The sequence below is a fragment of the Serratia nematodiphila DZ0503SBS1 genome (assembly GCF_000738675.1).
GTDB lineage: Bacteria > Pseudomonadota > Gammaproteobacteria > Enterobacterales > Enterobacteriaceae > Serratia > Serratia nematodiphila.
In genome coordinates this window covers 3,693,003-3,705,666 of record NZ_JPUX01000001.1, presented here as the reverse complement: position 1 = coordinate 3,705,666, position 12,664 = coordinate 3,693,003, and the positions used below count along the sequence as shown (strand labels likewise).

Genomic DNA, 12,664 nt, shown 5'->3' with positions numbered 1-12,664 from the left:
TTCTTTATCTTTTTGCCGTCATCAGCTTTCCCGTTCGGCGGGAGCGCCATACAACCGTGCGACGTTCTGCGACTGGGTGAGCTGTTTTAAGATGTTCCAAACATAAATGGGCGCTGCCTGGCTTGCAGCAAAAATCTAAAATACACAGCGTGCCGCCTTCATCCCACTCTGAGTTATGGAGAAGAAACTGCGGATCGTTAATAAGTCGGCCCAGCGTCTCATCTCGAAGGTAGGCCCAGGTTATATACCCCAATGGATTATCCAAATGATCGAATAATATTTTAAATTGATTTTGATTAATCGCTTCCTGAGTCCATAGCTGCAACGTTTTTATATGGTATAAGCTGTAATTTTTATTCATCAACATACAGCTAACGGCGAAACCCAGGCTCTCGTATTGACTGAACTTACTTTTACCCAGGTGGCTTTCTTTGATAAAACTCACGAAATATCCTCAGCGTTATTATTGTAATACGTTGATCGCCTGGCGCTCGAAACGATCCAGATAGGTTTGCAATTGTTCGGTGATCTCGCTGACTTCGCCGCGCCAGCTGGTAATGTCTTGAAAAATCACTTCACGGCGCATGAACGTGCGGGAGCCCAACCTTCTGGTGACTGTCTGCTTCATCGCCTGCTGTAATCCGGCGGCGGTTTGGCCTGCTGATGTTTCCTGAAGGTACTTCGCGCATAACCGATGGAATGCCAGAGAAAATCTCTCCTCCGCGGTCGCACCCTGTTGTTCGGTGGGGACCTTTACGGCCGTGTCGATGAGCCGGTGCAACAGGGCAATCGCCGGATGCGCATTTCCCTGGCCCAGGCCTTGTCGACGGGTAAAGACGCCGGGAGCCAAATCGAACATTTTTTGCAAGCGTTCGCCTAAGGCGAACCACTCGGCGGTGAGGGGCAGGCGTTGTAAGAATGCAGGGTCAAAACCCGCCATACCGAGATTATCCAGCAGGCAGGCCCGATTGTAGGCCATATTAAAGGCGGCGCCGATGCCTTGGTGCGCTGCCGCGAGAAATACCGGGCCGAATTGATGCTTGGCTAAATAAAAAGCGAGATCTTGCACGCCTCTCAGCAACAAAGGGGCGTCTTCGTTGAGTTTGTTGTGTTGAATGTAGCTGCGTCCGGGATCGCGACGTTCTGCGGGAAAAACACTGCGAACACCATGAAAGTCCAACAGCCTGCCAGCCATATCGCAATTGGAGGGGGAGGTCATCATTACCAAATGGCGGGTACGGCAGTAAGCGATCTGCGTCGCAAGACGCCGGGCAAGCTCGCAGAGCCCGTAGAATGCGCGTTCTTCCTGGGGCAATGCCAACCAGTGTGCAGCGTCAAACTCAGAGGGACGAGGCAGAAAAGAAGGTGCGGCGACAATGAGTTTTTCGGTCCGCTCAATATCCGAAGGTTGCCTTTGCATCGCATCATGAGGATGATAGTAAGGCGCGCGGCAAAAATGTGCAGGGCGAACGACGGGCTCGCGCACCAGCAACGCCTTGCGGTTATGGGGGCCTCCTGCCGATGCAGAATAGAGGGTGGCAATGGGGCTGTCGGTCAGCAAGATTGCCTTATTGGGCACGGCGCCATAAGGCAGCAGTTTGGCCATGACGTTTCCCCATAATGCCTCCAATACTGCACCGGTCATTGTCAACTCGCCATCGACATGTTTGGCCCCTTGACCGACTAACGCATTGGCCCCGATGCCTTTAATCTGCCATCGCCCATCAAAGCCACAGCGTGCGCCACCGCCGTTGCGCGAAATAGCGCCGCCGCCATAACGTTCGGCGAAAAAGACTTTTTCATCGTTTAAGAGCGGCGTGCCCTCATCAAAAATAGCATGGCGATTATTTTCTTCGATGAGATAGCTGGCCTCTATTTTCAGTTCGTCCTGCTCGGCAGGGCTTAATGCATTGTGCCAGAGTAATTGAGAGCCTGTCTTTTTTGCGACGAAAGGAATCAAACTTTCGTGAAGCATGGCAAGGTTTTTCATTTTTTAATCGTTATTTTTATTGGTGCAGAGTAAGTTAAATTTCGGCCTTGTTTTACAAAGGGGAATAGGGTTGCGATTTTTTAATTTGAAGAGTCCGGTGTTGAAAGTGACAAAGAAGGTGAAGGGCGACCACCGCCACTGCCATTCCAGGTTGGGCCCATAGGAACCTGTGGAATAGCAACGTTAACCGGCATGTGCGGTGCGGCCTGAATAGCGATTTCCGTGCCCACGCCAACGGCTAATGATACAGGGGTGGGTAATTTCGCTATTGTGCTCAGGCTACCGACAATGAGTGACGTCGGATTATAAGAATCGTTGCCATCGGATCCGTAAATACACGACAATTCAGCTTCCGTTAAGGCTCTCATTTAAATTCCTTCTTGCGAGAGGTGATAGATAAAACAAACGAAAAAATAATCGCCATCGGCAAACCATAACTTGCCGTGGTTTTCAGGGCGGCCGTATCCAAAAGGATCGCTTGGCGCTGCAGGCAGTAGTCTAAAAATACGGCAAGGGGAAATATCAAGAACAGCATGACGATGTGGTATGTGCGCAAGCCTTTCTTCTTGGCGTTTTTATAGACCACACTGATAATGAGGATGAAAATGACAATAAGAACTATTTCCATTATAAGATCCAATTTGATTAGCTCCATTAATCAAAATTTACATCAAGTTACATTGGGTAACCTGATAAGTCAACAGGGTATTTTATGATTCTTCTTTGTTTATCATGTAACTGAATTAATTAATCATAGAATCATTTCTTTTGGTTACTATGTGTCGATGATGGGAAGCAGCGACGTCACAGCGGTTTTGGTCATGGTTGGCGAGGCGGCTAACTTCTAATCACTTGTTTTTGCTCAAACTGCCAACTGCGCCTAAGCTAGGTGATGACTCAGAGGGAGCCATTCCCCGAGACCTTATTCCGTGAACATGGAGGAGTTTCGATTTGATGCGTTTATCCACATTGGTGCTGGCGATCGGCATGGCGCTGGGCTCGCAGGCACAGGCAGCAGAAACCCAACCTCACGCCGACCATAGCGCGCTGCCCAGCGGCCAGGCGAAGGAGGCTACCGTGACCGGTGAAGCCAATCAGCACGACAAGCAAAAGACTCAAAATCCGTTCTTCTATCAAAGCCGTCTGCCGTTCCAGGCGCCGCCGTTCAACCTGATCAAGGAGAGCGACTACGCGCCGGCGATCGCAGCGGGCATCAAGCAAAAGCGGGAAGAGGTGGAGAAGATCGCCAACAACCCGGCCAAGCCCAACTTTAAAAATACCTTCGTGGCGCTGGAGCAGGCCGGTTCGCTGCTGACGCGGGTGATGAATGTGTTCGGCGCCATGACCTCGGCCAACACCAGCGACGCGCTGCAGAAGCTGGATGAAGAGACCTCACCGAAGCTGGCGGCGTTAAACGACGACATCATGCTCAACGGCAAATTGTTCGCGCGCATCAAGGCCATTTATCAGGATCGCGATGCGCTGAAGCTGGATCCGGAATCGCGCCGGCTGGTGGAAGTGACCTACAAGAACTTCGAGCTGGCGGGCGCCAACCTGTCGGACGCCGACAAGGCCAAGCTGAAGGCGCTGAACCAGGAAGCGGCGACGCTGAGCACCCAGTTCACCAACAAACTGCTGGCGGCGAGCAAAAACGGCGCGCTGGCGATAACCGACCAGGCGAAGCTGGACGGTCTGTCCGAAGGTGAGCTGGCTGCGGCAGCGCAGGCGGCCGCCGAACGCAAGCTGGAGAAACAGTGGCTGTTGGTGCTGCAGAACACCACGCAACAGCCGCTGCTGCAGAGCCTGAAAGATCGCGACACCCGCAAAGCGCTGTTCGACGCCTCCTGGACGCGTGCGGAGAAGGGCGACAGCAACGATACCCGTCAGACCATTTCGCGTCTGGCCAAGGTGCGCGCCGAGCAGGCCAAACTGCTGGGCTACCCGAACTACGCCGCCTGGAAGCTGCAGAACCAGATGGCCAAGACGCCGGATGCCGCGCTGAGCTTTATGCGCAACATCGTGCCGGCGGCCACCGCGCGCGCCGAGCGTGAAGCCAAAGACATACAGGCGGTGATCGATCAGCAGAAAGGCGACTTCAAGGTGCAGGCCTGGGACTGGCAGTTCTACGCCGAACAGGTACGCAAGGCCAAGTACGATCTGGACGAATCGCAGATCAAACCTTACTTCGAGCTGAACAACGTGCTGAACAACGGCGTGTTCTACGCCGCCAACCTGCTGTACGGCATCAGCTTCAAAGAGCGCAAGGACATCCCGGTCTATCAGCCGGACGTCAAGGTGTATGAAGTGTTCGACAAGGACGGCAAATCGCTGGCGCTGTTCTATACCGATTACTTCAAGCGTGACAACAAGGGCGGCGGCGCCTGGATGAGCAACTTCGTCGATCAGTCGAAGCTCAACGGCACCAAGCCGGTGATCTACAACGTCGCCAACTTCACCAAACCGGCGCCGGGGCAGCCGGCGCTGCTGTCGTATGACGACGTGATCACCATGTTCCACGAGTTCGGCCATGCGCTGCACGGCATGTTCGCCGATCAGGAATACCCGAGCCTGTCGGGCACGAACACCGCGCGCGACTTCGTCGAATTCCCGTCGCAGTTCAACGAGCACTGGGTCAGCGATCCGAAAGTGTTCAGCCACTTCGCCAAGCACTACCAGACCGGCGAGGCGATGCCGCAGGAACTGGTCGACAAGATCAAGAAGGCCGACAAGTTCAACAAGGGCTACAGCATGACCGAGCTGCTGTCCGCCGCGCTGCTGGATATGCACTGGCATATGCTGACCGCCGATCAGCCGCAGCAGGATGTGGACAAGTTCGAGGCCGAGTCGCTGCAAAAAGACAAGGTGGATCTCAGCTATGTGCCGCCGCGCTACCGTTCCAGCTACTTCCAGCACATCTGGGGTAACGGCTACGCCGCAGGCTACTACGCCTATCTGTGGACGGAAATGCTGGCGGACGACGCCTTCCAGTGGTTCACCGAACACGGGGGCCTGACCGCCGAAAACGGCCAGCGCTTCCGCGACATGATCCTGTCGCGCGGCAACAGCCAGGATCTGGAGAAGCTGTACATCGACTGGCGCGGCAAAGAGCCGAGCATTGAGCCGATGCTGATCAACCGCGGGCTGAAGGACGAGTAACTGCGAGAGTGTTCATGCAGAGTAAAAGGCGCAGGAGATTGCGCCTTTTTTACTTGGCGATCTTGATTGAAACATGAAAGGAATATGGATATGCAGGAGCTACTGAAAATTGGAAATTGGATTTTATCAACGTTCCAAAATGGGACTTTAAATGTCATGGCATTAGGCGCCATCTTTCTTATTTTTAGATGGCTTTTTCGTGATATTTCCTCAATAAAACTCTTTGGTTTGATGTCAGATCGCTATCGTAAAAGGCTGGTTGCTGAGAAGAAAAACGGTATTGCGGAAAAAGAGTATGCGGAGATTGTTGATTTTGAAATAAAGCGCACGTCAATTAAAAAAATCATTGGAATCAGTAATTCACATATACAGAATGAAATGATTAAAATCATCATGAGCTCCCATGAGTTACTGGGCCCCAAGTACTTCAGTAAATTTAATTTTTTCATATCGTTGAAGAGTGGGAAGGTCTTTGTTGATGAGGGGAAAATAAAAAGAAGATATAAAGATGCATTCTGGATGATGCTGTTTTCGTTTTCTTTCTTGATAGCTTCCTTTGTTAACCTCAGAAGCGATCCTCTTTTTGGATTCGTGCTTTTTGTTCTCTGGGGGGTATTTCTTTTGATATCAATCGCTGCATTCCCCCCATCTTGCGGGCTTAGAAAGAAAGCTCAAGAACACATAGACGCCTATTATTCAGATTCTGGGCGGTAATGTCGGGGCGCAAAATATTGCGCCCCCATCATTAATTCAGCGGTTCACCACCTTGGCCGGCAGGGCCACCACCAGCAGCGAGCTGAGCAGCAGGCAGCCGGCGAAGGCCCAGAGCGCGCCGCCGCTCTTGCCGGTCAGATCCAGCGCCAGCCCCATCAGCGAATTGCTCACCAGCCCGGCGATGTTGGCCAGCGAACAGGCCAGCGCGAAGCCGGTCGCCGCCGCCGTACCGCGCAGGAAGGTGGCCGGCAGGCTGAAGAACACCGGCACCGCGCCGATGATCGCCGCCTGGGCGATGGAGAACAGCAGCACCGTGGCCAGCGCGTTGTGGGTGAAGAAGGTGCTGCCGGCCATCGCCAACGCGCCGACGATAAACGGCACGATGATGTGCCAGCGCCGTTCGCGCTGCCGGTCCGAACTGCTGCCGATCAGCAGCATGCCGAGCAGGGCGGCGACGCTGGGGATCGCCGTCAGGTAGCCGATGGTGGTGATGTCGGTGACGCCGGCGGTTTTGATGAAGGTCGGCATCCAAAAGCCCATGGCGTAGGCGCTGAGCAGAATGGCGAAGTCGATGCCGCCGAGCATCCACACTTTCAGGTTGAAGAAGCCGTCGCGGAAGCTGTGCTTGCCGTGATCGGCCTCGGCGTCGTCACGCGCCAAATCGTCGGCGATGCGCTGTTTTTCCTCGGGCGTCAGCCACTTGGCCTGCTGATAAGTGTTAGGCAACAGCCAGAAGGTCAGCACGCCCAACAGCACGCTGGGAATGCCCTCCAGCAAAAACAGCCACTGCCAGCCTTGCAGCCCGTGGCGCATGTCGAAATGGCCCATGATCCAGCCGGAGAGCGGCCCGCCGATCACGCTGGAGAGCGGCAGGCCGATCATGAACAGCGCGATGATGCGGCCGCGGCGATAGGTCGGGAACCACAGCGTCAGGTAAAAGAGCACGCCGGGCAGGAAACCGGCCTCCGCCACGCCGAGCAGAAAGCGGATGACGTAGAACTGCGTCGGCGTGGTGACGAACATGGTGGCGGTGGACAGCAGCCCCCAGGTGATCATGATGCGGGCGATCCACATCTTGGCGCCGACGCGCTGCAGGATCAGGTTGCTCGGCACCTCGAACAGAATATAGCCGACGAAGAACAGCCCGGCGCCCAGGCCGAAGGCCGCTTCGCTCAGCTGCAGCGCGTCGGCCATCTGCAGCTTGGCCAGCCCGACGTTGATGCGATCGAGGTAGGCCGCCAGATAACACAGGCAAAGAAACGGGATCAGTTTCCAGGTGATTTTGCGGTACAGCAGCAGCGATTCTGCGTCCGCTTTCCCCGCCAGCGGGGTGTCGACAATGGCCATGATGTTGTCTCCAGGTGGTGCGTGTTGGCCTCCGCAGGAGGCGCCTGTTGTGTTTGCGTTGCATGGACGCCGCCCTGTTTCGGGCGGTCGCCTGAGGCGCTGTCTGCGCCTTCGTTATTGTCGTTGCAGGTGAATCGTTGATTCATAACCGGTTCAGATAGTCGAGCGCCTCCCGTTTGTGCACCACGTCGCCGTACTTGCTGTCGATGTCGAACAGGTTGGCTTCGTGCGGGCCGGGGTGACGATCGCCGACGCACTCGCGCACCACCATGGCGCGAAAGCCGTGCTGCACCGCGTCCACCGCGCTGGCGCGGATGCAGCCGCTGGTGGAGCAGCCGATCATCAGCAGCGTGTCGATCCCTTGCGCCACCAGCAGCGGCGCCAGCGCGGTGCCGAAGAAGGCGCTGGCGTATTGCTTGCGCAGCACCACCTCATCGCCCAGCGGCGCCACCGGCGGGCAGAACGCCGCCAGCGGGTTGCCTTCCACCATGTCCTTCATCACCGGCGCTTTCTTGACCCACAGGCCGCCATCGGCAAAATGGCCTGCATGATAGCGGATATGGGTGTGGATCACCGGAATTCCCGTTCGGCGCGCGCAGGCCAGCAGCTCGCGGCTTTCCTCGACTGCGCTTACTACGCCCGGCGCGAACAGCGGCGCGCCTTCGGTGGTGTAGGCCTGCATAAAGTCGATCGCCAGCAGCGCCGGGCGCCGGCCGAAGCCGATGCGCTGGCCCCAGACGCCGCGATAGTTGTCGCTGAGGGTGTCGTTCATTCTGCCTCCTCAATAGGCGCCGGACAGCAGGGCGCCGGCGCCGGGGACGATCGGCTCCAGCTCCAGCGCGGTCAGCATCGCGTAAGTGGTGGCGATGGCGGCGGTGATCACCGGTTTGCCGGTTTGGGCCTCCACCGTCGGGACGGCCGGCAGCGAAGGCATCTGCACGCAGGCGGACAGCACGATAGCATCGACCTCGCGTAAATCCATCTCGGCGACGATCCCCGGCAGCCTGGCCGGATCGTGCCGGCCGACTTCGAGGTTGTCCGGGATCTCCAGCGCGCGCCATACCTTGACCTCGATGCCTTCGTGCTGGATGTAGTCCACCACCAGCTGGGTCAGCGGTTTCATGTAGGGCGCCACCAGCGCGATGCGTTTGGCGCCGATCACCTTCAGGCCGTTGACCAGCGCGCCCGCGCTGCTGATAACCGGCGCGGCGGCCTGATTGTCTTTCGTCACCTGTGCCAGCCGGGCCTGCGATTCGCGGTGGTAGCCCAGCCCCATCGCCATGATGGCCACCAGGCAGGCGTAGCCGAGCACGTCGACCCGCGCGTCGGACAGCTCCAGCGCGCAGCGGTCGGACTCGGCGTCCATCGCCGCCAATTCTTCTTTATTGACGTGTTTCATGCGCATGCGGCTGGAGTGAAAGGTGAAACGCTCCGGGCGTATCAGCTGGCGCGCGCCCAGCATCGCCGGGATCTCGGTTTCCATCGTGGTGTTGGAGCTGGGCACGATCTGGCCGATGCGGTAGTGGTTGCTCATGTCGGTGTTCCTCAGTTAATCCAGAAAATCGCCCAGGGCGCGGAAGAAGCCGTCGAAATCGTCCCACGGGATCATGTGTCCGGCGTTCTCGACCTCGACGATGGCGATCTCCGGCTGCAGCGCGCGGATCTCCGCCCGGTCTTCGGGCTGAATGACGCCGCCTTTGCCCGCGGCCATCAGCAGCGTCGGCATGGTCAGCTGCGGGTAGTCGCGGTGGCTGTCCACCTGATGAAAATCGTCGTAGGCGCGTTGGATAGCCGGCTCGTAGCAGGTATGCAGCCACTCGGCGCGCAGCTGGCGCTGTTCTTCGCTCCAGGTTGGGCAAAAGGCGCGCATCTGCTCGGCGCTCATGCCCGGCAGCGACTGCCGGATGGAGTCGGCGTACCACGGCCATTGGCCGGGATAGGCGCGGCGGCCGGGGCCGGAAACCGGCGGATCGACCAGCACCAGCCGCCGCACGCCGGCGGGCCGCAAAACGGCGGCGCGCAGGGCGAAGCGGGCGCCCATCGAATGGCCGAGCAGGGCGTAACTGTCCAGGTTCAGCGCGGCGGCGAAGGCGTTGACGTCCTGTGCGCAGGTCTCTGCGTCATAAGCCAGTTCCGGGCCGCTGGACGACAAACCGCGGCCGCGCACGTCGAGCACGTAGACGTCGTATTTTTCCCCCAGCCGCTCGGCGACGAAGCCCCAGGTGATCGCCGGGCTGGTGATGCCGGGCACCAGGATCAGCGCTGGGCCGTCGCCGCCGTAGCGCAGATAGTGTTGGCGAATGTTGTTGGCGTGAACGTGGGCGCCGTAGAGGAAGGTGCTCATGCGGCGTTCTCCGATTTCAGCGCTTGCGCGTACAGGTCATAGCCGTAAACCCAGGCCGGATCTTCCTGGGTGCGCAGGAAGGTGTTGGCGTTGGACACCGCCTGCACCCTGGATGCGCGCTCCTTGCGGTTGGCTTCATACAGCTGGAAAGCGGTACGGTAGTCGCCGAGGCCGGTTTCCTGCAGGCAGCGGGTCAGCATGGCGGCGTCTTCGATCGCCATCGCCGCGCCCTGCGCCATGTGCGGTTTCATCGGGTGGCAGGCATCGCCGAGCAGCACCAGACGGCCTTCGCTCCACAGCGGCAGCGGTTTGCGGTTCAGCAATGGCCATTTGGTGACCTGTTCGCTGGATTCGATCAGCGCCTGCACGATCGGATGGTAGCCGGCGAAGGTCTCGAACATCTCTTCGCGGCTGCTGTCGATGAAGCTGCCCTGGAAATCCCAGGCCGGGTGCGGCACGCCGCTGACGTAGTAATACTCGTCGCGCCGTTGGGTGGTGTAGTAGACCATCAGATGGCGATCCGCCGACCACCACTTCACGCAGTCTTCGAACGTCAGGTTGTATTTCGCCAGCTTCTCGCCGCGGATCAGCGCGCGGTGGGCCACCCAGCCGCTGTAGGTCGGCGCTTCGGCGCCCAGCAGATGCTCGCGGATGCGCGAGTTGATGCCGTCGGCGCCGATCACGATATCAGCGTGGGCCGAGGTGCCATCGACGAAGTTCAGCACCACCTCGTCACCGCGATCTTCAATCTTGCTCAGGCACTTGCCGAAGTGCAGGGTGCCGGGCTGCAGCGCGGAGAGCTGCAACGCCTGCAAATCGCCGCGGTGCACCGTCACATAGGCGGCGCCGTACTCCTGGCGGGCGAAGGCGCCCAGTTCGATGCGCGACAGGTAGTCGCCGCTTTCGGCGTCGCGGCTGAACCAGAAATCGGGATGAGACGCCATCTGCTCCAACCGTTGCTCAATACCGAGACGGCGGAAAATCTTCAGCACGTTCGGCCCCATGTGAATGCCGGCGCCGAGGCGCGAGAACGCCGGGCTCTGCTCATACAGATCGACGGTAAAGCCGGCTTTTTGCAGCAGCCCGGCGGCGGCGGCGCCCCCCAGCCCGGCGCCGACGACGGCGATGCGTGGTTGTTTGCTCATCATGTTTCCCCTGTCTGTTGGCTTTTTTCAGCGTAGGCCCAACGCGTGGTTGGACGATTGATTTATAGTGTATGCACTAGATAACGCAAAGTTGCAAAAGTGTTAAATCAGATCTTGCTCACGCTAATTGACAGCGCGTTACTGTTAAGCTCATGTTAATCACAGGATTGATAAGGCATGAAATAGGACTTTCTTATGATGGCCATCTGTGGCTTGCTTTCTCTTCCTTTTTTGACTTAGATAAAATGAGTGTGTTCACTTTAAATTGTTTGAAATATAACCGCCGCCTTGCGGGCGTCGGATACCCTTGACGTGACAGGAGACAGGCCATGGCGGTCAATGAAACCCAGTTGGTACAGCTGTTCGAGCAGGTGCTTACGCTGTCGAAGGTCGATGCTTCGCAGAGCGTGGCGATTTTGAAAAGCCATTATTCCGATGCGCGCACGGTGCGCGCCGCGACCGACGCGGCGCTGCGGCTGGGCGCCAGGGTGTATGCCGTCGAACTGCCGGCGTTCAACCATCCGCGGGCGATGGGCAACGACATGACCGCCTATTGCGGCGATACCGCGCTGACCGGCAACCTGGCGGCGCAGCGTGCGCTGGAGGCCGCCGACCTGATCGTCGATACCATGATGCTGCTGCATTCGCCGGAGCAGGAACAGATCCTGAAAACCGGCACCCGCATCCTGCTGGCGGTGGAGCCGCCGGAGGTGCTGGCGCGCATGTTGCCCAACGCGGAGGACAAAGCGCGGGTGCTGGCCGCCGCCGCCGTGCTGGAGCAGGCGAAGCTGATGCAGGTGACCTCCGCCGCCGGCAGCGATTTCCGCGCGCCGCTCGGGCAATACCCGACGGTGACCGAGTACGGCTATGCCGATGAGCCGGGGCGCTGGGATCACTGGCCGAGCGGTTTCCTGTTCACCTGGCCGAATGAGGAGCAGGCGGAGGGCGTGTTGGTGCTGGAGGTTGGCGATATCTTGCTGCCGTTCAAAAGCTATGCGCGCGAACGCATCACGCTGGAGATCGAACAAGGGTTCGTCACCCGCATTCACGGCGGTTTTGAGGCGGAATACCTGCGCGAATACATGAAATACTTCGACGATCCGGAAGTGTACGGCATCTCGCACATCGGCTGGGGCCTGCAGCCTCGCGCCCAGTGGACGGCGATGGGCCTGCACGACAAGAACGACGGCATGTGCATGGACGCGCGCGCGTTCTATGGCAACTTCCTGTTCTCCACCGGGCCGAATACCGAAGTGGGCGGCACGCGCAAAACGCCTTGCCATATGGACATCGCGCTGCGCCGCTGCGACATTCGTCTCGATGGGCAAACGGTGGTGGCGGACGGGGAAGTGGTGGCGCCGGAGGCGTCGCGCGTGCGCCGGGCGTAATCGTTGCTGCCAACGGCGGGGGTTTGTACTATTCTCGTGGATTCCATAGATGGTGAGAGTAACGCAATGACGCCCCCCGAATACCCGTCAGCCGTGAGCGGCCAACCCGAAAATTATCATTTTACCGAGCAAGTCGGGCACCTGCTGCGCAAGGTTTATCAGCGCCACGTGGCGATTTTCCAGCAAAACGTCGGCGATTCGCAGCTGACGGCGGTGCAGTTCATCACCCTGTGCGCGGTGCGCGATATGGGGCCGAGCTCGCTGACCGAGCTGGTGCAGGTGACGGCGGTGGATCAAGCCACCATCCGCGGCATCGTCGAGCGGCTGAAGGCGCGCGATCTGATCACGGTGACGCCGGATCCGGTGGATCGGCGCAAGGTGGTGGTCGGCCTGACCGACGCCGGCGGCGCGCTGCTGGCGGAAACGGTGCCGCAGGCGGCGAAAATCACAGAATTGACGTTCGGCACGCTGAACCCGGCCGAACGGATAGCGCTGATATTCCTGCTGAATAAAATGCTGGAAGACCCTGCCACCGGCTGATTCGCCCGCGCAACGTCGGTTGCCTGGTGGTCGGTGGCGA

General features: G+C 58.5%; 13 protein-coding genes. 4 read left to right on the top strand and 9 right to left on the bottom strand.

What is annotated here, in order from left to right; all coding sequences use genetic code 11:
• Window positions 1–4: 4 nt before the first annotated feature.
• From JL05_RS24940 to JL05_RS17060, 4 genes are all read right to left on the bottom strand, one after another.
• Window positions 5–445 carry a toxin-activating lysine-acyltransferase gene (locus tag JL05_RS24940; RefSeq protein ID WP_072010105.1) on the bottom strand — a complete coding sequence of 147 codons (441 nt, stop codon included), beginning with the start codon at window positions 443–445 and terminating at the stop codon, window positions 5–7.
• An 18-nt stretch (window positions 446–463) separates the two neighbouring features.
• Window positions 464–1,990 (bottom strand): MchC protein, encoded by a 1,527-nt coding sequence (locus tag JL05_RS24370; RefSeq protein ID WP_139182632.1) that lies wholly within the window; start codon window positions 1,988–1,990, stop codon window positions 464–466.
• Between the two features lie 80 nt (window positions 1,991–2,070).
• Window positions 2,071–2,358 (bottom strand): E492 group microcin, encoded by a 288-nt coding sequence (locus JL05_RS25930; RefSeq protein WP_135638172.1) that lies wholly within the window; start codon window positions 2,356–2,358, stop codon window positions 2,071–2,073.
• On the bottom strand, window positions 2,355–2,618 hold the full coding sequence (locus tag JL05_RS17060) for a hypothetical protein (RefSeq protein ID WP_134942532.1): 264 nt from the start codon (window positions 2,616–2,618) through the stop codon (window positions 2,355–2,357). The genes JL05_RS25930 and JL05_RS17060 overlap by 4 nt, the downstream gene beginning before the upstream one ends.
• A 326-nt stretch (window positions 2,619–2,944) precedes the next feature.
• On the opposite strand from JL05_RS17060, the gene dcp reads away from it, so the two are divergent.
• Together dcp and JL05_RS17050 are read left to right on the top strand one after the other, a co-directional pair.
• The gene (gene dcp / locus JL05_RS17055; RefSeq protein WP_033633123.1) at window positions 2,945–5,146 is read left to right on the top strand and encodes a peptidyl-dipeptidase Dcp; all 2,202 of its coding nucleotides are present in this window, start codon (window positions 2,945–2,947) and stop codon (window positions 5,144–5,146) included.
• Between the two features lie 90 nt (window positions 5,147–5,236).
• Window positions 5,237–5,860: a hypothetical protein gene (locus tag JL05_RS17050; protein ID WP_033633122.1), complete on the top strand. Its 624-nt coding sequence runs from the start codon at window positions 5,237–5,239 to the stop codon at window positions 5,858–5,860.
• A gap of 36 nt (window positions 5,861–5,896) precedes the next feature.
• Here JL05_RS17050 and JL05_RS17045 read toward each other — a convergent pair whose 3' ends face one another.
• The 5 genes from JL05_RS17045 to JL05_RS17025 all read right to left on the bottom strand — a co-directional run bounded on the left by JL05_RS17045 (window position 5,897) and on the right by JL05_RS17025 (window position 10,699).
• Window positions 5,897–7,207: an MFS transporter gene (locus JL05_RS17045; RefSeq protein ID WP_033633121.1), complete on the bottom strand. Its 1,311-nt coding sequence runs from the start codon at window positions 7,205–7,207 to the stop codon at window positions 5,897–5,899.
• Window positions 7,208–7,349: 142 nt separating this feature from the next.
• Entirely contained in the window at window positions 7,350–7,979 is a 630-nt protein-coding gene (locus tag JL05_RS17040; protein WP_033633120.1) for an N-carbamoylsarcosine amidohydrolase, read from the bottom strand.
• Window positions 7,980–7,988: 9 nt separating this feature from the next.
• Entirely contained in the window at window positions 7,989–8,741 is a 753-nt protein-coding gene (locus tag JL05_RS17035; protein WP_015377793.1) for a maleate cis-trans isomerase family protein, read from the bottom strand.
• Between the two features lie 15 nt (window positions 8,742–8,756).
• The gene (locus JL05_RS17030; protein ID WP_033633119.1) at window positions 8,757–9,551 is read right to left on the bottom strand and encodes an alpha/beta hydrolase; all 795 of its coding nucleotides are present in this window, start codon (window positions 9,549–9,551) and stop codon (window positions 8,757–8,759) included.
• Entirely contained in the window at window positions 9,548–10,699 is a 1,152-nt protein-coding gene (locus tag JL05_RS17025; RefSeq protein WP_033633118.1) for an FAD-dependent monooxygenase, read from the bottom strand. The genes JL05_RS17030 and JL05_RS17025 overlap by 4 nt, the downstream gene beginning before the upstream one ends.
• 326 nt (window positions 10,700–11,025) lie before the next feature.
• Here JL05_RS17025 and JL05_RS17020 point away from each other — a divergent pair, with 326 nt between their 5' ends.
• Entirely contained in the window at window positions 11,026–12,084 is a 1,059-nt protein-coding gene (locus tag JL05_RS17020) for a 2,5-dihydroxypyridine 5,6-dioxygenase (RefSeq protein ID WP_015377796.1), read from the top strand.
• A 66-nt stretch (window positions 12,085–12,150) separates the two neighbouring features.
• Window positions 12,151–12,624 carry a MarR family winged helix-turn-helix transcriptional regulator gene (locus JL05_RS17015; protein WP_004938613.1) on the top strand — a complete coding sequence of 158 codons (474 nt, stop codon included), beginning with the start codon at window positions 12,151–12,153 and terminating at the stop codon, window positions 12,622–12,624.
• Window positions 12,625–12,664 lie beyond the last annotated feature (40 nt).